This window comes from Bellilinea sp. (genome assembly GCF_034432615.1).
In the GTDB taxonomy this organism is placed as follows: Bacteria; Chloroflexota; Anaerolineae; order Anaerolineales; family Anaerolineaceae; genus Bellilinea.
The window spans coordinates 1-20,642 of sequence record NZ_DAOUBL010000266.1; the positions used below are offsets into that span (position 1 = coordinate 1).

Sequence of the window (20,642 nt, forward strand, 5' to 3'; positions counted from 1 at the left end):
CACGGCTGCCAGCGCCAGCCCACCGGCGGGGATGAGTACCTGCCGCATCCGCCTGGCCTGCGCTTCTTGCAGCCGCTGACCCATGAGCAGGTACAGCCACACCAGCAGCGGGATGAGCAGTACCAGCGCCAGGTTGTCCAGCGCCAGCCAGACCAGCGCCAGCAGACCGTTCAGCACCCACAGGAAAGGCAGGGTCAGGGTTTCGACATTCACGCTCCACCCCTTTACTTGATGATGGTGGTCATCATCAGGTAGGCGTCAAATTCGCCTGCCGGTATCTGAAACGAACGGGATTGGGATACCGGCGTGCCGCTGGTTATGCCCGATACGCTCATGGCATAAAAGCCCGGGTCCCGAATCTGCACCTTTTCCTGTACCAGCGTCCAGCGGAAGGTGTTGGACGCATCGCAGCCCTGGCTGGCCCCAAAACGCCAGTTCCAATCGGGGCGGATCAGGGTTGCACCCGGGTACCACTGTGCCAGGTCGTTCAAAATCCAGTCCCGGCTGGACTTTTTCAGGCTGGCAGACGCAAGCACCCGTGCCTGCTCGCAAAAGGTCTGCTCGTGCAGGACGCAGTACTCGACTTCTTCTTCCTGCTCGATGTAGCGGTTGGGTGCTTTGCAGTTCTGCTCGATGGGCGGGGGCAGTTCCACGATACTGCCCTGCGGATTGACGCAGCGTTTGTTGATTTCCGTGCGTTCTTCCAGCGTGTAGTAGCGATAGATGGTCGGCTCGATGGTCAGGCTGAATTGCAAATCCACCCCCCGCTTTTCCGGGTCTTGCCCGGTCACCAGGGCGTAGTTGGGTGCGGTCTTGACCGCCGTTGCGCTGATTCTGCCCTGGGTCACGGTCGGAGCGCCGCATTTCTGCACCACTCGATCCGGCGTTGGATTGCCGCCCGGACACAGGGAAGGCGGGCAGTTGCCCCGCCGCAGCAGTTCGTCTATCAGTGCCTGCGGACAGCCGGTCGGCGAGTTCTGACAGGACGAGTATAGAAACATGGCGAGATACAGACTGTTTCGGTCTTGGGTAATGGCATCTCGCAGAATCCTGAATATGTTAAATGCGTCACCCTCTTTCAGCATAGACCAGGCGTTTTCGCCACGGATGGCGGCATCCGCCAGTTCCTTCGTGTACGGGACATTTAAAAACTGCCCCAACAGGGCGGCAATCACTTCCCCCGCATTGGCCCCGGAAGCCACTAAGCCGGTGGCTTGAATCCGCAGCCCAAGCTCGGAGTTGATTTGCCCATTGGCGTTAACCAGCCCCGATTCACGGGGGTTCATTACCATGAAGAACAGGGTCGTAGCAGACGGCAGCAGCACGGTTTCCCCACTCGGCAGGGCGTACATGTGGTAAGTGGCAGCCCCGTCATAGATCCAGTCGGGTACCCAGCCGGGAACGTCCGGCATCCAGTCCGCCGGTACTCTCTGCTGCCCCAAATCCACCACGCCGGGCTTGAGATTGCCGTTCTCATCGAAAAAGTCCCCCCAATCCGCATGAGCAGGCTGGACGGACACGGACAGCAAAACGAACAGGATGAGCAAGTAGATGATTCGCTTCATGGTTCATTCTCCAACGCCTGTAATTCCTGGTCGAACAGGAAATGGTCGAATTTCCACTCGTCCCCTTCCCGCACCACCAGTACCGGGATTTCTCCGCCCTTCTCCTCGCCGGTGTTCAGGTTGCGGATCGTTCCCGTCACCTTCCACACCTGCCGGTCGCCCTTGTCCAGATACAGTTCTGCCGACTGGACCCGGTATTCGCTGCGCACCTTCTGCTCCACCACCCTGTCCCAGTTGGTGAACAGTTCGGCAAAGGCGCAGCCGTTTTCGGTCGAAACGGCGCAGACCGATTGCAGCCAGGCATCGTAGCCGGTGGTCACATCGGTCGTAAAGAGAGCCGTCAGCCCGGCGATGGCTGCTTCCCGCCCGTCCGGTACGGGTGTGGGTTCGGCTTCTGCCTGGACATCACCGCCCAGGAGCGGCAGGACGAAGCGCACGGCGGCGATGATGACGAATACCGCCAGAAGGATGACCAACGCTTTTTTGATGGTTGACAGTTTGATTTCCAAAGTACACCTCCGTTTAGTAACGCAAAACGGCTCTCCCTGACTGGGGAGAGCCGCTTAAATACAAACAGCGTTCTCACGTTTCGGGCTTCTCATGCCCTCGGAGCCGCATGCCCCGTTCCTCGCCGATTATTCTAGCAAATTCGTTTTTGGTGCGCAAATGGTATTTTTTGCGCCTTACGAAACTGTAAGGTCAAGGGCTTGCCGACACCGGACGCTGCGGAGGCGGGAGTTTGCAAATGGCTTGATTGTCCACCCAATACCACCAGGACTCGTTTTCGATCTGCCACCACCAGGCATCCAGAAAGTTCAGGTTGTCCGGGGCGATGATTCCGTCCATGCCCCTAATCCACGACTCGGCTTCTTCCGTCCCAGGCTGGGTACGCACGACATAAACCCGCAGGAAGGGAGCAAGAATTTGAGCAACCGGAAATATCTCTAATTGAGTTACAGCGCAATGCGACTTACTTTTCGACTTCCCGGTACGGTAATCCCGTTCGTCAATCTTCTCCCACCCGGCGAAGCGATCCTGCCAGAATTCCCGGAAGGTCATCCCTTCCGGCGGCAGGGTTTTGGCAAAGCGTGGGTCAATCTGCATCGGCTGATTGGACTTAACGGCGTAGAAGTACCAGCCCACCCCGCCGAGTGCCAGTACCAACACGATGACGGCGATAATCATCAGGCGCAGCAGGACTTCCAGCCCAAACAACACCACCCTGACCGGCAGAAAAGCCAGGTTCTTTGCAGCCAGTTTCAGACCTTTTCGGGTAATGTCAGCCATATCTACCCAGACCTCACCCCGCCGCCTCCCAATCCTCTCCGTCCAGTGCCGTGAAAGCGGTCAGTTCCGGGGCGCTCCGGTAATCCTCTTGAAGGATTGGAGCAGCCAGTTCGACCTGCTGCTTCTGCCGCTCTTTCAGCGCCAACTGAAGTAGTTCACGGATAACCGCGGAGATGGATTTGCCTTCCTGCTCGGCAATGCGGGCAATCTGCCTGCGCTGGTCTTGCTCCAGAATGATCTGCACTCGTTTCAATACCACGACACACCTTTTTTACACAATTTTTTTGTGTATTGTATAGCAAAAAAGGGAATAATTCCTTACTTTTCCTCTTTCGGCTGAATTATGCGGACCATCAGAAGTAAGATTATACCGCTGCCAAACAATGGCTGCACCCGGCATGATAAAAGGGCTGCCTGGTTGTTCTTTCCAGACAACCCCTGAGTATTCCGAAGGAGAGAAGAGGGAATTGACTTAACGGACGGGTGATTATTCACCCTGCGAGGAAGGCGGTGTTTCAGTCACAGTCACAGGCGGTACTCCCGAAGATATCTTCTGAGATGAAGTCCTTTTGCGCTTTCCCAGCAGATACCCAACCAGAAAGACCCCTGCTGTGACCAGCGCAAACACCAGCAGGCGAGAAGCAATCCGCAACATGCCTAGCCCAAATGGAACCGATCTGCCGTGGAATCTTCCTTCCCGACCGCCGAAGGGGCGCACGCCATCCCAATTGGGTGCGTCATCAAAGCGCCTGAACTCGTCCCCATCCCAGCCACGCATGTGATATTCTTCCCGCAGAGTTGGTCGCCCTGCCCGGAGTATGGAGCCTGCCCAACCACGATTGACCACCCAGATCACCGCACCAGCAATGACGATAATCGAAGCCAGTACCACCAGAATTTTTCCAATCCACTTTAGCACTTTCATGTTTTTACCTCATCTTGTGAGTTTGGATTTATGAACTCGTTCCACTTCCACCTTCACCAGTTGCGTCTGTGGACTCGCGCCACGAAGATGCAGTGAAGTAAAAGGTGCAACAATGTAACGCCTGAACATGGCGACCACCCATTTCCAGTTGAGTGCAAAATGCAATGCGGTCAACCACAACACCAGATCAGCCGAGAGCGAATGCAGGATGCGCCAGTCCTGATTTTCCATGATGGAAACCCCCAGGGCAGGGAAAATTACCCGTGAGATCATCAAACCGCTCACCATCACTGTAACCATCGCCACAAGCAAAAGCGCATCCACTAAAAACTTCAACCGGGAGATGTGGAAGAGTTTGCGGAAGAAGGCCTTCAGAACTCCAACCACCCATTCCCAATGGAGTAGCAGATGCACGATCAAGGTGCCTGCCAGCGCTACCGAAAGCCACTCATGAACTTCCAGTCCGGTAACCTCAGGTTCCAGCGCCAGAAGGAATGCGGTAAAAATTCCCAAATCGAGAATAAAGTTGATTTTGTTCATGGTTTATACCCCTGAATTTTTATTAGGTTTTGGCTCATCATACAAGTTGAAGATTTAAATTTCATGTAGAACTGTTTCAGATTTAAGAAATTCTGGATAAAAATTCTCTTAATTTCTTCGGGGGTGGTCATCCCTTGGCGGAGCGGGTTTCAAGCAGTTGAATCAGCGGATCGAGGAACAACCGGTTCATTCCCAAGCCGCGACGCTGCGCCATGCGCGTAGGATCGGGTGTAACCTGCCCTCCAAATTCACCCATCATTCCCGGCGGCGCTCCAGCGCCCCCAAATCCCCCTTCAGGCGGCACACCGCCACCCGGAAAACCACCACCACTTTGAGCGCGTTGGGCAACGCGGGTAGCAATCTGTTCCTGCGACAGAGTTCCGTCTCCTCCCATGGGAGCATTGAACGAAATGCCATATTGCTCCATCAAGGCACGGATATCGTCCTGTGTGAGACTCATTGCCTGAATTTGCTGAATTTGTTCAGCGGTCAGGGCTTCCTGAATCTGCTCATAGAGCGCCTGAATTTCATCTGCAGAGGCGGTATCGCTGCCGCTAAGCGTCTTCACGGCTTTCCATAACGGGAGTAAAGTCCGTGCTTGTTCAGCCGTAATTGCCCACTGACTGCCTTCCAGTTTCAGAATCCCCACTGCCAGACGCGTTTCCAGTGTCATCTGGGCGACATTTCCATTTCCTCCGGCAAGCGACGTTTGCACAGCACTTGTCTGCTCCGAAGACACACCGGTTGCCGAACAGGCACTTAAGACAACTACCAGAGCCACAACAAAACCCAACCAGACAAACCAATTTTTCGACATGTTTCCTCCAGAGATACGGTTATTCATGACGCAAGGCTACGATGGGATCTAGATCAGCAGCCTGCTTTGCAGGCAGAAAACCAAAGAAAATGCCCACCAGCGCCGCAGACAGGAACGAAATCCCAATGGAATAGGGCAAAACCACCGTGCGCATCCCCCCCAAACGCTCAAACAAATAGGCACCACCAACCCCTGCCAGAATCCCCAGCAACCCGCCTATCAGGCTGAGCAGTAAGGCTTCCATGAGAAACTGCACCTGAATATCCCCAGGAGCCGCGCCTACCGCCTGACGCAAACCAATTTCTTTGGTACGCTCGGTCACGCTGACCAGCATGATGTTCATGATGCCAATGCCACCCACAATCAGCGAGACACTTGCAACCCATGCCAGCAGGGTGCGGAACGATTCCGTAGTCGATTCCTGTGTGGCAATGATGTCTGCCTGAGTGCGAATGGTAAAGTCCAGAGAGTCCAGCGTGACTTCGTGGCGGTTTGCCAGCAAGAGGGTGATTTGTTCAATGACCTTATCCATATCGGTGCTGGGGTCCACCGAGACAATAATTTGGCGCACCCGGTCGCCCATTATGCGGGCAAACTGCGCCGGCATGAACTTCTTGAACACCAGCGTAATGGGTACGTAAATCTGCTGGTCGAAATCCACGCCAGCCACCAGCCCTTTCTCTGCCATCACCCCAATGACGGTAAGTTTGATGGAATTGACCGTTACCGTCTGACCAATCGGATCGCCTTCCCCGAACAGTTCTTCCGCAACTGTTTTTCCCAGCACCACCACCTTAGAAGAACGCTCCAGTTCGGTGTCGTTGTAAAACCTGCCCTGCGCCACCCGCACATCGCGAACGGTGGGAAAGTCTGGAGTTGCCCCCACCATCATGACGCTTTCAAGTGAGGTGTTTTCGTACTTGATGGTCACGCTGGTCTGCTGTTCCACCGTCACCCCAGCCACTCCGGAGATGCGTTCCCGGATGACGGTCATATCGTCATACACCAGCCCGCCGCGCATAGTCTGAGGTCCGCCAGTTGGACCACCCCGACTGAAGGCTGAAGAGATAAAAACCAGATTACTTCCCAAGCCGTTGATGGCTTCGGAAATAGTGGCTTCGGTGCCGGCACTGATGGCAACCATGACAATCACTGCCGCTACGCCAATGATGACTCCCAACATGGTCAGGATTGAGCGCAGTTTGTTTGCCATCAAACTGCCCCAGGCAATTTTGAGCACTTCACTGAGCATCATGATGACCTTCCTTCGACGGAAACCAGACTTTGTGTTTCTCGCTGATAACCATTCTTATGATCTGAGGCTAATTTACCATCTCGAATCATCAATACCCTTTGGGCATGGCGCGCCATATCCGGTTCGTGGGTCACCATGACAATGGTTCGCCCGCGCTGATGCAGGCTGATGAGCAGATCAATGATCTCCTCGCTGGCATGGCTATCCAGATTTCCGGTAGGTTCATCTGCCAGGATGAGCAGAGGATCATTGATCAGCGCCCTTGCGATGGCAACCCGCTGTTGCTGACCGCCCGATAACTGATTGGGATAATGATGCGCCCGATCTGCCAGTCCCACACTTTCCAAAACGGCAAGGGCTCTTTCTTCTCTTTCGGCATGGGTCATACGCTCATCCCGACGGTACAGCAATGGCAGGATGACATTTTCCAACGCCGTCAGGCGGGGAAGCAGGTTGTAAGACTGAAATACAAACCCCAGTTGCCGACTGCGAATCTCCGCCAGTTGCGCGCGGTTATAGTCGCTGACATCTTCACCTGCCAGAATATACTGTCCCTCGGTTGGACGATCCAGACAAGCAAGGATATTGAGCAGGGTGCTCTTTCCAGAACCGCTCGGTCCCATGATGGCGACGAACTCACCGGAGTCGATTCTTAAGTCAATTCCATCCAGGGCAGCCACGCGGTTTTCACCTGTACCGTACACTTTGACCAGTTGTATGGTCTGGATAATCGGAACGGACTCGCTCATCATTTTGTCTCCACAGTGCCAGTGGTCACCACTTCACCCACCGAGATGCCTTCGAGGATTTGGGCGTAAGTTGCGTCCTTAATTCCAACGGTTACGACCCGCAAACGGGGTTTGCCATCGGTACCTACCACAAATACGCCGAAGGTACCATCACCCAGATCACGCAGGGCTTCCAAAGGAACCAGCACGGCATCTTCCGCACGGGCAGCAATGATATCTACCGCTGCGTTCAACCCAGCCAGTAAGGGCTGACTTAAGGAAACCTTACTCAAGTCCAACGCCACAACGCCTTTCAACACTTTGTAGCCGCCTTCGGAGACCAGACTAGGAGAAACCTGCTGAACTGTGCCAGGGAAGGTAATATCCGGAAGAGCATCGAAGACCACTTCAGCCGGATACCCTACCGCCACTTTATCCATATCGGTCTCGTCCACAGCGAAATCCACCAGCGGATGGAACAGGTCAATCAGGGTAATGAACGTCGCCGTGCCTGTCAGGTCTCCTGCCTCACCAGCTACCGAAAGCACCGTACCCGCAAATGGCGCCCGCAGGATCGCCCCTTCGTAGTTCTTTTGCGCCTGCTCAAAGGCAACCTGTGCGTTGAGTACCTTGCTCTCTGCCTGCGCCAGAGTTGTGGGATCTATCCCATTGTTGGCTTCCAGAATTGCAAGCGTGGCTTGGGCTTTTTCCAGATTGCCTTTGGCGATGACGTATTCCGCTTGAGAAGCGGTAATCTCGTAATCGTAATATCCTGAGCAGTAACGGTAATTGGCATACGCCTGATCCATGCTTTGTTTAGCAGGCAAAACGCGAGTTAGATAATCCGCACCGCTGGATTTAAGATCCTCATATTGTTCTTTGGCTTTGAGATAACTTTCGTAGTAAGCCGTCGTGGTTTCCTCAGAACAACGACTCTGCCCTGACTGCTTGAGCGATGCCTGCGCCGTCTGTAAAGCCTTCTCTGCTTCAGAAACCGACAGACGGGCGTTCGCCAGGTTTTCTTCTGCGCTGGCTTTAAGCGTTTCCAGTTCCTGTTGTGCCAGCAAGAGGGTCACCTCGGCAGATTTCATGGCGGCTTCCAGCGAGGTGCGATCTGCCAGTTCAGCCAGCACCTGCCCTTCTTCTACCTGTTGCCCTACAGAGACATAAACCGCCCCCACCGTCCCACTGACCGGGAAAGCCAGTTCGGCGGTTTTTCCGGCGGTGAGCGTTCCGGTGCCCGAAGCCGAAACCACGAGACTCCCCCGGCGTGCCTGCGCAGTCTGTGTCTGCGTGGTAGCGCCGGCACTGGCAGTTTGGGTTCGCGGCACCCAAAAGGCAAAATATCCCCACCCTACCAGCGCCAGCACAATCACAACAAACAATCCAACGACGAATGGCGAAAGACGCTTCTTCTTCCCTTGAGACGTGGTCTTCATGGTCCTTACTCCCTTTCCTCAGGTTGCTGAATTTCGCCTTATCATAGCCGGAAGAGATTTAGAATGGATTTAGTAGAAATGAATTTTTGATGTATAAAAAGAGGAAAAACTTGTTGAAATTTAAATTGCAACTAAATCAGATTTAAACTTCTGTATGGTATCTTTGGCAGCAACTGAGATTGATGGATAGGACGGGACAGAATGAGCAAGACCATTTTGGTTGTGGATGACCAGTCCAGCGTGCGGCAACTGCTGCAGGAATATCTGACTGAACAAGGTTACCGGGTGCTCACCACCACCGATGGGCAGAATGCCCTGTATCTGGCACGTCACGAAAACCCCGATTTAATCCTGCTAGACATCATGATGCCGCGCATGGACGGGTACCAGTTTCTGCGACAATTCCGGCAGGAACGCCAGACGCCGGTGATCATCATCACGGCACGAGAAGAAGAAACGGATGCAGTGCTTGGGCTCGATCTGGGCGCGGATGATTACATCATCAAGCCCTTCCGCATGCGCGAACTGGCAGCGCGTATCCGCGCCATTCTCCGTCGACAAGAGGGACATCCCCACCGGCAGGAAACCCTGCGGGCAGGGGGGATTGTGCTGGATGAAGGCACCCACACCGTCACGGTGAAAGAGCAGCCCGTGTCCCTCACCCCCCTTGAATTTGATCTGCTGGCAACCTTGATGCGCTCGCCGGGAAGGGTGTACACCCGCGCAGAACTGATCGAAATGCTTGCCGACAGCGGTTTCGCGGGGATTGACACCACCCTCAACGTTCATGTGCGCAACTTGCGCCTTAAAATCGAGCCGGATCCCAAAAATCCCCGTTATATAGAAACCATCTTTGGGGTGGGCTATCGTTTTCGCAAACAACAGGACTGATGTATCATGATGCGTTCGCTCTACTGGAAACTCTCTCTGGCAATCCTGCTGGCAGCCTTCACCACTGCCGGATTGTTCGCCATTTTCATCCGCATCACCAGCGCCGACCGGCTGATGCAATTTGTTATTGACCAGCAACGCACCAAACTGGTGCAGGCTTTGAGCGAATACTACCAAACTCAGGGTTCATGGAAAGACATCCGCCAGAACTGGGGAGAGGTGGAACGCCAAACCCTGCCGGAAGAATGGCAGCATCCCATCGGAGAGGGAGAAAATCGTGACCCCCTCCCCCCTCAGGTGAGGGAGCGTCGAGGATTGTTCAGTCTGGCGGATGCCAGTGGGTATGTCCTGGTGTCCGGCGCTCCGGAGTATCCACAGGATTTCCAGCTAGATGTACAACGGTTGAAGGAAGAAGGCACACCAATCACCGTGGACGGGCAAACGGTAGGTGTTCTCCTCTCTCCTCAACGACTGATTAATTTCCGCCCGGAAGAAGCCCGGTTCCTCAGCCGAGTTAACCAGGCGCTGGTAATCGGTGGGGCTGGCGCCTTGCTGATTGCCCTGATCGTCGGTGTTTTCCTGGCACGCACTCTGACCCGTCCCATCAAAGACCTGACCCTTGCCGCTACCCGCATGGCACAGGGAGAACTGGAACAGCAGGTAGAGGTACGATCCAGAGATGAAATCGGACAACTGGCACAAGCCTTTAACTTAATGAGCCAGCAAATTGCCCGAGCCAACCAACTGCGCCGTCAGATGACTGCAGACATCGCCCATGACTTGCGCACGCCGCTGACGGTCATCGGCGGATACATCGAATCCATGCGGGATGGCGTCCTTAAACCCACTCCGCAGCGACTGGATCTGATCTATCAGGAAATCGAGCGTTTACAAAAGATGGTCAACGACTTGCGGATGCTCTCGCAAGCCGATGCGGGAGAACTCAATCTGCATCCTCAGCCGGTACAACCGCTTGCCTTGCTGGAACGCACGGCGCAGTTGTTTCAGCATCACGCCAGCCAGGTGGGCATTACACTCAACGTGGATGCTAAGGACCACATTGCCTCGATTCTGGTGGATGAGGACCGCATGATGCAGGTGCTGGACAACCTCATCAGCAATGCCCTGCGCTACACCCCCTCTGGGGGAAAAGTGACTTTGCGCGCCAGAATGGACGGCAAAACGGTGCTCCTTCAAGTTGCTGATACCGGTTCAGGGATCCCCGCTGAAGAACTCCCCCACATCTTCGAGCGCTTTCATCGCGTTGATCCGTCCCGGTACAGCGAAAGCGGAGGTAGTGGGTTGGGACTTGCCATCGTGCGGGCGCTGGTAGAGGCACAGGGCGGCAAGGTAAGCGCCGAGTCGGAACTGGGAAAGGGCACCACAATTTTCCTCGAATTTCCTGCTCTGGATTGAGCATTCAACCTGTTCTATGATGAAGCGTAAGAGCATTGAGAATCTTTCATGGGCGAGATTGCGGCACTGCTGACATCGGTTTTCTGGGCTTTTTCTTCCATCGTTCACATATTTGCAGGGCGCAGGGTTGGTGCGGGCGTGTTGAACCGCGCTCGCCTGCTCTTTGCAGTTCTCTGGATCCTGCTGACTCACTGGATTCTGCAGGGAACCCCCTTCCCCTTTCACGCAACGCCGGATCGCTGGTTCTGGCCAGGACTTTCCAGAGCGGTGGGGATGGTGGTGGGAGACTGGTTGCTGTTTTATGCTTATGTAACAACTTTCGCCAGCATAGGCAGGCTCATTATGGCAAACCTACCCATGTTGAGTGCCCTGATGGCTTGGATTTCCCTCGGCGAAATCCTTCGCCCATAGAAATTTTCGATATGGTGCGGGTTGCGGCAGGAATCGCAATGGCGATTCTTGACCGGGTCAACAGCAATATCCGTCTTACATGGTGATCGTACGGGTTGGGGATGCTGGTGGGATTCGGCGGTACACAGGGACAGGCAGGCAATCTCTTCCTCGCCAAGCCTGCTTTGGCGGGTGACTTTCCCTCCATTTGCGGGATGGCAATCATAGAGGGGTCCAGTTCTTGGACGACTTTGGCATAGCCTTCCTGCTCGGCAATGCGGGCGGTCTGCCTGTGCTGGTCTTGCTCCAGAATGATCTGCTCTCGTTCCAATACCATGACACACCTTTTTTACACAATTTTTTGGTGTGTGTTGTATAGCAATACAAATTGATAATCCCCTGCTTTTCCTGTTTCGGCTGAATTATGCGGATCATCAGCAGTAAGATTATACCGCTGCCAAACAATGGCTGCACCCGGCATGATAAAAGGGCTGCCTGGTTGTTCTTTCCCGACAGCCCTTTGCGATCAAACCAGTGGTCAAAAAGACCAGTAGTTTATTATAGAAAAATCAAATCTGTGCCAACTTTCATAGCGGAAATCATGGTCCCCACACTGACAGAACATTCACCAAAACATCTGGATTGGACGGATCATTGGTTGGTAGATGAACTTCAAAATTATGTGCACCTCCCATACCTTCATGCATTGTGAATATCGTTGATTGCACAATAGTGGACTCACCGGGTTTGAGTACCATCGAACCGATGGTTAATTTGGGTGGTCAACACCCTTCCAGTACTTCAATATAGGGTTCCTCGGTAAAGCGCAAAGTGCCATCTCCGGTGTTGGTAACCTTTATTGAGAAGGTTACCCTTTTTTCAAAAGGTTGATAACCCATATCAATCATTTGACGATCTACCATAATCTCGGGCATTCCCCCGGCAACATCACGCTGACTTACAAGGATATACATTCCAAGCACCAGCAATATCCCGCCGATGGCTGCAAAAAACCATAAAGTTTTTTGCTTGTGTAAAGGAACCCGTTTGGGTTTTCGGTATGTTTTGCTCATTGCACCTCCTTATTTGGATACTTGAAATAAAAAGAATAGAGATAAGCAACCAGGTCCCATAATTGTTGTTCGGTGAATATGGAACCCCACATTGGCATTCCTGTTCCCATGCCCCCACGTAAAATTTTCCCCTGCAAGTATGCCGGGCTGTTTGCTAATAAATGCCGAGGGTCGGTAAAATCCGAGGGAATTTGCATTGCCATTTCCCTTTCGCCGTTCATTGTTTGAGCAGCCTGTTGTCCTGCCTTCAACAGGTCATCAGCAAAAACGCCATCGCCCGCACCGTTTTCTCCATGGCACGCAGCGCAGTTTTGGGCATACAATTCCCTACCAGTCTCAAGACCTGTCAAAGTAGTATTGGTTTGCCAAAGGTAAGCAACAATATCCCATCGTTCGTTTTCGGATAACTTCGTGGAGGATAAAGTTTCGAATACCTGATAGGGCGAGTGTTTTCGGTAATAATCGGCAGAGATCAGCTGGTCATCCAGTTCAATTCGCTGAATCAGTTCTTTACCACGAATAGGAGAGGGTGTTTCATCTGGAACGGATGGAGCTTCGAGCTCCTCGTCAAGATCAAGGTTAAGACTTACATAAAGGGGAGGAGAAACGGTTTGAACACTCGTTCTTTCTCCCTCAACATCAATGATCCCACGCATCCGCCAGTGGTTAACACCACACCACTTGGTGCAATAGAAAGTGTATGTACCCGGTTTGTCAAAAGTGAGGGTTATCTCACTGATTTTGCCGGGCAAAATCTCCACTTCCGGCAGCGGAAGTTGCCCAACCGCAAAACCGTGTACTACATCATCTGAGGTAAATTTCAAGCTCAGGGGTTTTCCCACTTGAGCTTTAATAATGTTCGGCGACCAGCCTCCTTTTTCCGGTATGCGGGCATGAATTAGAGATGCCTTCGACCAGAAAAAGATAGTCACACCAGTTGTTAATACCAGAACAGTGACAACCAGCCAACGAAAAATTCTTTCCATTTTACTCATAGAAGCAACCACATCATGAAACTTGTGACACCGAAACCATAAGCAATAATCGGAAAAGCCGAAACACCCATTGGTTCGGTAATTTTTTTAGCAATACCGGCAGACCACACCAGCCCGATTAACAATATAACCGTCTGTAGAAAAGGAAGGAGGGAAGTCAGTATAGGTTGCCAGGCAATATTGGCTGTACCAAATAGGTTCCAACCCAAACCCAAAGGGTCAGATAAGGTGACCAGAATGTAGGAAACATTCGTCATAGAAAAGGATAATGTAAATGCAATCCAGAACATCAAACCAAGGGGTATCACAGTGGTAGACAGAGCAGCGAATTCTGTTTTACCCATCTGCTGACGAGTATCATCTCTTTGCGTATAGCGTGTTGAAATCCAAAATAAACCCGGTAACAGCACCACAGTAATTAGAAGAAACCCCAATGAATAAACAAACCAGGCCAGGCTACCAATGGAATAAGCAGCATCTTTTAAGTTTGCCCAGGGTCCAAGAAAAACGGCCGCATAAACCACTGCTGAACCCACCATGATAAAGGCTTTGAAAGCCTCGTCTACCCGACGCAAGGGAGTATTCAAGTCTGATGCAAAAGGTCGGATATTCACGGCAATATTCTCATTCGGGCAGGTACGCAAACATTCCATGCATAAACCACAATAAGAATTCTTTCTTAATGCGGTAGGAAAGGTATCCCATGGGCAACCGAAACCCGAGGATGAACCGTTATAACAAGGTTTCTCTCTGCATGTCGAACAAATTTTTTTGTTTTTCACCCGCAATTCCAATGGAGCAACTTGAGAATACAAGCCAATAAATCCACCCAGGGGGCATAAAAAACGGCAAAAAGTACGTCGCTCAAATAAAAAAGTCAACAGAATACCAGTTACAAACATTCCAGACAGCACCAAGGCTGTGGACCTGGGAGTAGTAAGCAAAACACTACTGGATAAGGCCAGTACGATGAAGAAAATGTTTTGCAACCAGATATTCCGGAAAATTCTCGGAATCCTTCGAGGAATATATGATGGACGTTTCGGAAGTGGATCTAGAATTGCGCCACGCTGAAGCCATTCTCCAACCAATGGGATAGGACAGATGGCACACCAACTACGCCCAAAGAAAGGCACAATCACCAAAATCAGGAGCGCCCACCAGGCAACCCATACAAAGATCAAACCAAAATTATGGCTGCCCACAGGTGTTCCAAGAAATCCTGCCAGAATGGTAAAAACAAATCCCATCAACATGATGATTTGAATTGCCGTTTGCAGATAACGGCCCTTCAAAAGTTTTTTCAATGTTAGATTCTGGGTTATGTCAATCCTGGTCATAATGCCTGTTTTTTATTTTTTCTTAGATTGAAATAAACCCCACCACTCATTAGAATTGCCAACCCTATAGACCGGAAAAGCCATTCATGAAAGCCCACTTCAAGCTTGCCAATCATAAATGGATGCATCGCTCCACAAGCCACATTACATCGCAGACGGAAGGAACCGGACTTGTCAGCGATGAACGTCAGACTTTTGCTTTGTCCAGGATCGGCTTTGACAGAAACGTTGTACCCATCCACGTAAAGCCCGTGAACCACATCGCTGCTCACCAGCTTGATGGTAACCGTATCACCGGGGTTAACCTGCAGCACGGCAGGAGAATAAGCAAACTGTCGGGCTTCAATGACAAAATATCGGTGTTGTGATGGTGGATGAGCAATGGGGAGTGGAACCAGAATCACCAAAAGCACCGCAATGACAAAAAAAGTCAACAACATTATTGACTTGATTTTCTCAGGGTAAATTTGGTGTTCCATATTTCGAATACGTGATGTCAATGTAACTGCGGATTTCTTGCGGAGTACTCCCATCTCCTAGTAACCGCATCACATCCTGGGTAATATCCACACAAATGGAACAACCAAGCGAATGATTGTCAAAGATTATTTCACCATTTGAATTTACTTCCGAAACATAACAGTCATAATTGGAGGTGTGGCCGATTGCACCACATCCGCAATAGCATGGAATTTGCTTCATCAAATCGGGGTTCGCCGTTGCGAAACGGTAAGCATGCTGAACCGCCAATGGCGCATTTCTAACCTCCATGGGCATTTGAGACAAGGGAGCCATTTCAAGCTGATCCCGATTCCCGGTTGTCGTCGAACACGCCGAGATCAAACTACTAATTAGCAAAACACCGAAGATCGTCCAGTGCCAATGCAGTTGTGTTTTCATTCTTTACACCTGTTTTTTGCACTCAGAGGATGAACACCCCAATCCTAGCGAATTTTTAGCAAGGTGCACAGCGCAGAATAGCGGGAAGAATCATGCGCCATTCTGCTTATGATAGATGTCACTAAATCGAGTGATTAAATTCCCCGGATTGGGAACCTTATGGTTGGATGCAATAAATTCCACACCCTTAGGTGATAAGGGCAGTTCGTCGTAAAAATTGAGCATTGATCGCAACGATGATTGTACTGAGCGACATTAACAAGGCGCCAATCGCTGGAGAAAGAAAAATGTTCCAAGGCGCAAGAATTCCTGCCGCCAGAGGTAAGGCGACGATGTTATAACCGGCTGCCCACCAAAGATTTTGTACCATCTTGTTATAGCTGGACCGGCTCAATTGGATAATTTTCACCACGTCCAAAGGATTACTTTTTACCAGAATCAAACCGGCCGACTCGATGGCAACATCGGTACCCCCACCGATGGCAATTCCCACATCGGCACGAGTGAGTGCCGGAGCATCGTTGACTCCATCACCAACCATGGCAACCCGTTTTCCTTGAGATTGCAATTCGGCAACTTTTTGTTCTTTATGTTCGGGTAGGACTTCGGCAAACACACGGTCAATCCCCAACTCAGCGGCAACAGACTTTGCCACCAGCTGACTGTCACCGGTCAACATGGCTACTTCAATGCCCATTTCATGGAGGCGGTTTACAACAACTTTACTTTCCGAACGGATTACATCGGCTACCGCAAACGCTGCAACAACTTGTTTTTCAACGATAAGATAAACCACCGATTGAGATTTTTGACCTGCTTCATTTGCAAAAGCAGTCAGTGATGAGGAAGGGGAAAGCCCCAACATTTCCAATAGTCTCGGCCCGCCCACGTAGACAGGTTTGCCTTCATAGATGGCTTGAACGCCGCGGCCTTTGAGTGCCGAGAATTGGCTGACAGTCGGCAAGGCAATATGACGAGATTCCGCTTCATTACGTATGGCACGCGCTATCAAATGTTCTGAGTCGCTCTCAATCGCGGCAGCCAAAGCCAGTGCACTATCTTCTTGCCAACCATCGGTGGAAATTCCGACCACTCCAAATTTACCTTCTGTCAAAGTACCGGTCTTGTCAAAAATAACTACATCAATATTTCGGGCTGCTTCTAGGGCAAGACGATCGCGAACCAAAATTCCATTCTTCGCCGCGATGGATGTGGTAATTGCAACAACCAGCGGTACAGCCAGACCCAACGCATGCGGACAGGCAATCACCAATACAGTTACGACCCGTTTTAGGACTTCAATGTTAAAACCAACCGCAATAGTCCAACCAACAGCAGTGATTACGGAAACACCTAAGGCTATATAAAACAACCATCCTGCTGCTTTATCGGCAAGCAATTGGGTTTTTGACTTTGACTTTTGCGCTTGTTCTATCAGACGCATGATACCGGCTAAGGCAGTCTGTTCACCAGTGGCGGTGACTCGTATTCGCAAACTGCCATCTTCGTTGAGAGTCCCTGCGATGACCTTTGAACCAACTGCCTTATCAACGGGTTTTGATTCACCCGTAATCATTGCTTCGTTGACGCTTGACTCTCCGTCTATCACCTCGCCATCAACAGGAATGGTGGCACCTGGGCGAACAAGTACGACATCTCCCAACTTAAGTGCATCAACAGGAAGAATTTGTGTATTGCCATTCTCATCTATTACAAGCTCGGCAGTATCGGGCATTAATTTTGCTAACTCGCTTAATGCACCGGATGCTTGACGAATGCTCCTCATTTCAAGCCAATGACCCAGAAGCATGATGTCAATTAATGTCACCAATTCCCAGAAAAAGACCTCTCCAATATTGAACAACTGCGCTGCCACGCTGTAAACAAAAGCCACAGATATTGCCAGCGAGATGAGGGTCATCATGCCGGGGTTGCGATTTCGCAATTCAGGAATAGCCAATTTTATAAAAGGAATTCCCCCATAGATAAAAACTATTGTAGAGAACAGAAAAGGAATCCATTCGCTTCCAAAAAACGACGGCAGACTAAATCCGAACCATCTCTGTATCATGCTGCTGAAAAGCAATACGGGTAAGCTAAGGAGGGAACTCACCCAAAAGCGAGTCCGAAACATCTGCTCATGTCCGGTATGGTCGGCATGGTGGGTGTGATTTTCCTTTACATCTTGAGGATGGTGGTTCTGAAAATGTTCAGGCTGAATTTTTTCTAATTTGTGAACAGAATGGTGGGAAATGCCTTGATTGGCGTACTCATCCTCCATAGTGTGACCCGAGGGTTTTAAATGACCCTCTCCATTCAATTCATGAGAAAATTGTTTTTTGGTGTCATCGGTCATTTTTGTTCTCCTTTCTTCGGTCAAAGAAAACACCATGAAAATTATCCTGTTCAGCCCATTTACAAGATAGATGATGGTCTAGTAAATGTATCACCGACTGTACTTAGAGGACAGGTAATTGCGCATTTTGCGCCAAACGCTACAAATACCTTTCATACCATAGGTATTTGTAGCGCAATGATAACTACCCCTGCGGGATAATGCCGGATTACTTAAGGGCAGTCCCGCAATAGGGGCATGTCAGCCAATCAGCCTGAGTGGATTTTCCGCAATTGGGGCAGGTGTGTTGGGTAAGGGGTGTAGAAGAATGCCCAGTACCCCGAACCAGAGCCACAATTCCATAAATGACCAAGGCAATCAACCCAACAGGTATGAGCCACATAAAAAGCATCGCAAATCCCATAATCCACCATCCTAGCGGGGAAAATCCCCATCCCATATGACCACCGAAACCGGGTACTCCCCCTTGCATGCCGGGCATAAAAAACAAACCGGAAATGCCATTTCTCGAAAATCCGAACATCATGACACCAGCTAAAAAGGCCAACCCCATCACAACAAAGAAAATCAAAAGCATAACCCAATTGATTTTTTTCATGTTCACTCCTCCATTTCTTTCATAGAGATAAAATTCCCATGCCAGTTGTGATACCAGACCCGCCCGTTATAACCATTCACGCTCAACATACCGTAAATTCGATCATTCTGGATGACATGGAGGGTGTAATAACCGTAAAATTGATCGCCTTCCTCCTCGATTGCCATGCCCGGCATATTTTCATTCAACCACGTTTGCGCCAGATTCACGGCCTCACTCATGTCAATCGGCATTTCACTCTGCGGCTGCGTGATTCTGAAGCCCATCATCCCATTCATATGACCGTATTTGAGATTCCACATCATGTTCGGCCCCGGCTCTGGATATACAGCGCCTGTTTGGGGATCAACAAGGATTTCAAAAGCATGAATTCCGCTACTGTCTTCTACTACCGCGATGTAAAAGTTCTCAGTAAATTCCATCATCTCGCCAGGTTTCAAATCGGGATTACCTAATGCAGTCAGATATTGTTCGACAGCAGCATTTATCTCCTCCGACGATAAACGACCTTCTTCAAAACCGTTCCGCCTGCGATAATCATCGAAATTCATCATTCCCGGCCCCATCCTGAAAAAATCATTACCGTCAGTCCACCCAGATGAACAAAGGCCGAACATATTAAAAGGCGAGCCCGTGATTTGGAATTGATTCCAGCCCCATGCAAGCGTCAAACCGAACAAAATTGCCGCAACTATGATTGTCGCCCAAATTAACACCCATTTCATTGTTGCATCTCCTTTCCGATGGAGCAGGTTACAAAATTAGTCAAGAACTCAACCAGCAATTGGTTGAATATAATGTTTTACTGGCGTTGTGACGCAAGTTCACTTGATGCCCCTTTCTGGCATTTTTCAATGAGTTGGTTGTAAGCAATAACTCATTAGCGGTATTTTCGAACAAGATCTTTCTTTCTGTAAGCGCAAAAAGACCTTATATGCCATAGGCAGTTTTGCCTATGGCAATTTATTGACATTGAGTCTACTCACTTCAAAACAGGCAAACAGCTAATTTTTATAAAAGCCAAAAACTAACTCTAATCACGTTAGCCTGACCCGAATCAGAGTGCCGCTACCGGTTGAAGAACGAATTTCTAATTGGGCGCCGATCAAAATAGAGCGTTCGTAAATACCAAGCAGTCCAAAATGACCTTGTGTGGCAAACTCAGTTGGACTTTGTGGCACGTTAAACCCCCGGCCATTATCACTGATTTCCAGGACGATTTCGGAATCGGAGAAGGAGATAGTCAAACTGGCGATTTGGGCATTTGAATGTTTGATCGTGTTGTTGAGTGCTTCCTGCGCAATACGATAGAGGGATAATTCAATCTCAAAGGGCAAGCGTCGTTCTTTTCCATTTAGATGAAAAGCTACCTGAATTGGATTACTTTGCTCGATTTCCCGGGTTAACATGTGAAGCGCAGTTACCAACCCCAAATCCTCAAGGTAGATGGGGCGTAGTCCTCGAGTTAGACGGCGAAGATTGTCAATGGTCTGTTCAGCCAGCAATTCTAGTTCCTTGAGGGATTGTTTCCCCTGTTCGTTAAAAACAGATTTTTGAGCCAGGGCAACGCGATGTTTCAAAGCAATGATAGATTGGATGGTGTCATCATGCAATTCGCGCGCCAGTCTGGCACGTTCCTCTTCTTGGGCATTGGTAATTGCCCCAATGTAATCGTGTAAACCTTCCTGAGCGGTTTTTAGTTTTCGTGCCATTTCCGCCAATTCCAGTTGCAGATGCTTGATTTCTGGAATTCCACCGACAGGGTTTTGGATGGCTTCGAAGTTTCCCCATGCCAAAGCCGCTGCTTGAGATTCCAACCTTTGTAAAGGTTGGATGATTTGGCTGGTTGTGAACCAAAGGGCGGCAACCGAGAACAGCAAAGGTGGAATCAATACCAGAGGAGCAACCAAAGTCAATTCCAGAGCCAGGTCGGTCGCAATTCGATAATCTTCTTCGGAGAGATGCAAGCGCATTTCCCACTGATGTGCAACCACACTGACCACCGCGATGATCACCGAAATCAGTGTTAGAGGTAAAATAATCGTGGCAATCTTCCGCAGCGTTAAACTTTGCCTGAGAACATAGCTCAGACGATTGGAGTTATTAGAATCATTAACCATGCTGAAT

The 20,642-nt window shown here is 50.5% G+C and carries 22 protein-coding genes and 1 pseudogene; 3 read left to right on the forward strand and 20 right to left on the reverse strand.

From position 1 onward, the window contains the following. The 11 genes and pseudogenes from VAE48_RS11645 to VAE48_RS11695 form a co-directional block, all read right to left on the reverse strand. Nucleotides 1–213, reverse strand: a pseudogene (locus VAE48_RS11645) (hypothetical protein); the annotation flags it as partial. Nucleotides 214–224: 11 nt separating this feature from the next. Next, nucleotides 225–1,565: a hypothetical protein gene (locus tag VAE48_RS11650; RefSeq protein ID WP_322793499.1), complete on the reverse strand. Its 1,341-nt coding sequence runs from the start codon at nt 1,563–1,565 to the stop codon at nt 225–227. After that, nucleotides 1,562–2,074 (reverse strand): hypothetical protein, encoded by a 513-nt coding sequence (locus VAE48_RS11655; RefSeq protein WP_322793500.1) that lies wholly within the window; start codon nt 2,072–2,074, stop codon nt 1,562–1,564. The genes VAE48_RS11650 and VAE48_RS11655 overlap by 4 nt, the downstream gene beginning before the upstream one ends. A gap of 190 nt (nt 2,075–2,264) precedes the next feature. Next, a complete protein-coding gene (locus VAE48_RS11660) occupies nt 2,265–2,852 on the reverse strand; it encodes a hypothetical protein (protein ID WP_322793501.1) in 588 nt (195 codons plus the stop codon). A gap of 13 nt (nt 2,853–2,865) precedes the next feature. Then, complete coding sequence (locus VAE48_RS11665) at nt 2,866–3,111, reverse strand: CopG family transcriptional regulator (RefSeq protein WP_322793502.1); 246 nt, start codon at nt 3,109–3,111, stop codon at nt 2,866–2,868. Between the two features lie 228 nt (nt 3,112–3,339). Further along, nucleotides 3,340–3,777, reverse strand: a complete 438-nt coding sequence (locus VAE48_RS11670; protein WP_322793503.1) for a hypothetical protein — start codon at nt 3,775–3,777, stop codon at nt 3,340–3,342. 9 nt (nt 3,778–3,786) lie between these two features. Continuing rightward, nucleotides 3,787–4,317: a DUF4405 domain-containing protein gene (locus VAE48_RS11675; RefSeq protein ID WP_322793504.1), complete on the reverse strand. Its 531-nt coding sequence runs from the start codon at nt 4,315–4,317 to the stop codon at nt 3,787–3,789. Between the two features lie 127 nt (nt 4,318–4,444). Then, complete coding sequence (locus VAE48_RS11680) at nt 4,445–5,134, reverse strand: hypothetical protein (RefSeq protein ID WP_322793505.1); 690 nt, start codon at nt 5,132–5,134, stop codon at nt 4,445–4,447. 19 nt (nt 5,135–5,153) lie between these two features. Next, complete coding sequence (locus VAE48_RS11685) at nt 5,154–6,389, reverse strand: ABC transporter permease (protein ID WP_322793506.1); 1,236 nt, start codon at nt 6,387–6,389, stop codon at nt 5,154–5,156. Next, a complete protein-coding gene (locus tag VAE48_RS11690; RefSeq protein WP_322793507.1) occupies nt 6,386–7,141 on the reverse strand; it encodes an ABC transporter ATP-binding protein in 756 nt (251 codons plus the stop codon). Before VAE48_RS11690 ends, VAE48_RS11685 begins: the two co-directional genes overlap by 4 nt. Beyond that, on the reverse strand, nt 7,138–8,556 hold the full coding sequence (locus tag VAE48_RS11695) for an efflux RND transporter periplasmic adaptor subunit (RefSeq protein WP_322793508.1): 1,419 nt from the start codon (nt 8,554–8,556) through the stop codon (nt 7,138–7,140). Before VAE48_RS11695 ends, VAE48_RS11690 begins: the two co-directional genes overlap by 4 nt. A gap of 201 nt (nt 8,557–8,757) precedes the next feature. Between VAE48_RS11695 and VAE48_RS11700 the strand changes: the two genes are divergently transcribed. From VAE48_RS11700 to VAE48_RS11710, 3 genes are read left to right on the forward strand one after another with little or no spacing between them, the layout of a single operon-like run. Then, nucleotides 8,758–9,447, forward strand: coding sequence for a response regulator transcription factor (locus VAE48_RS11700; RefSeq protein ID WP_322793509.1), 690 nt, complete (start codon nt 8,758–8,760; stop codon nt 9,445–9,447). A gap of 6 nt (nt 9,448–9,453) precedes the next feature. Next, nucleotides 9,454–10,863 (forward strand): sensor histidine kinase, encoded by a 1,410-nt coding sequence (locus VAE48_RS11705; RefSeq protein ID WP_322793510.1) that lies wholly within the window; start codon nt 9,454–9,456, stop codon nt 10,861–10,863. A 48-nt stretch (nt 10,864–10,911) separates the two neighbouring features. Next, entirely contained in the window at nt 10,912–11,274 is a 363-nt protein-coding gene (locus VAE48_RS11710; RefSeq protein ID WP_322793511.1) for an EamA family transporter, read from the forward strand. 761 nt (nt 11,275–12,035) lie between these two features. Here VAE48_RS11710 and VAE48_RS11715 read toward each other — a convergent pair. From VAE48_RS11715 to VAE48_RS11755, 9 genes are all read right to left on the reverse strand, one after another. Further along, a complete protein-coding gene (locus tag VAE48_RS11715) occupies nt 12,036–12,326 on the reverse strand; it encodes a hypothetical protein (protein ID WP_322793512.1) in 291 nt (96 codons plus the stop codon). Beyond that, nucleotides 12,323–13,321, reverse strand: a complete 999-nt coding sequence (locus VAE48_RS11720) for a c-type cytochrome (RefSeq protein ID WP_322793513.1) — start codon at nt 13,319–13,321, stop codon at nt 12,323–12,325. Before VAE48_RS11720 ends, VAE48_RS11715 begins: the two co-directional genes overlap by 4 nt. Further along, nucleotides 13,318–14,661: a 4Fe-4S binding protein gene (locus VAE48_RS11725; RefSeq protein ID WP_322793514.1), complete on the reverse strand. Its 1,344-nt coding sequence runs from the start codon at nt 14,659–14,661 to the stop codon at nt 13,318–13,320. The genes VAE48_RS11720 and VAE48_RS11725 overlap by 4 nt, the downstream gene beginning before the upstream one ends. Further along, on the reverse strand, nt 14,658–15,140 hold the full coding sequence (locus VAE48_RS11730) for a cupredoxin domain-containing protein (protein ID WP_322793515.1): 483 nt from the start codon (nt 15,138–15,140) through the stop codon (nt 14,658–14,660). The genes VAE48_RS11725 and VAE48_RS11730 overlap by 4 nt, the downstream gene beginning before the upstream one ends. Further along, complete coding sequence (locus VAE48_RS11735; RefSeq protein ID WP_322793516.1) at nt 15,118–15,561, reverse strand: PCYCGC motif-containing (lipo)protein; 444 nt, start codon at nt 15,559–15,561, stop codon at nt 15,118–15,120. The genes VAE48_RS11730 and VAE48_RS11735 overlap by 23 nt, the downstream gene beginning before the upstream one ends. A 187-nt stretch (nt 15,562–15,748) precedes the next feature. Next, on the reverse strand, nt 15,749–17,917 hold the full coding sequence (locus VAE48_RS11740; RefSeq protein ID WP_322793517.1) for a copper-translocating P-type ATPase: 2,169 nt from the start codon (nt 17,915–17,917) through the stop codon (nt 15,749–15,751). Nucleotides 17,918–18,125: 208 nt separating this feature from the next. Beyond that, the gene (locus VAE48_RS11745) at nt 18,126–18,515 is read right to left on the reverse strand and encodes a zinc ribbon domain-containing protein (RefSeq protein WP_322793518.1); all 390 of its coding nucleotides are present in this window, start codon (nt 18,513–18,515) and stop codon (nt 18,126–18,128) included. Between the two features lie 2 nt (nt 18,516–18,517). Further along, nucleotides 18,518–19,240 (reverse strand): hypothetical protein, encoded by a 723-nt coding sequence (locus VAE48_RS11750; RefSeq protein WP_322793519.1) that lies wholly within the window; start codon nt 19,238–19,240, stop codon nt 18,518–18,520. 312 nt (nt 19,241–19,552) lie between these two features. Continuing rightward, nucleotides 19,553–20,635 (reverse strand): sensor histidine kinase, encoded by a 1,083-nt coding sequence (locus VAE48_RS11755; protein WP_322793520.1) that lies wholly within the window; start codon nt 20,633–20,635, stop codon nt 19,553–19,555. Nucleotides 20,636–20,642 lie beyond the last annotated feature (7 nt).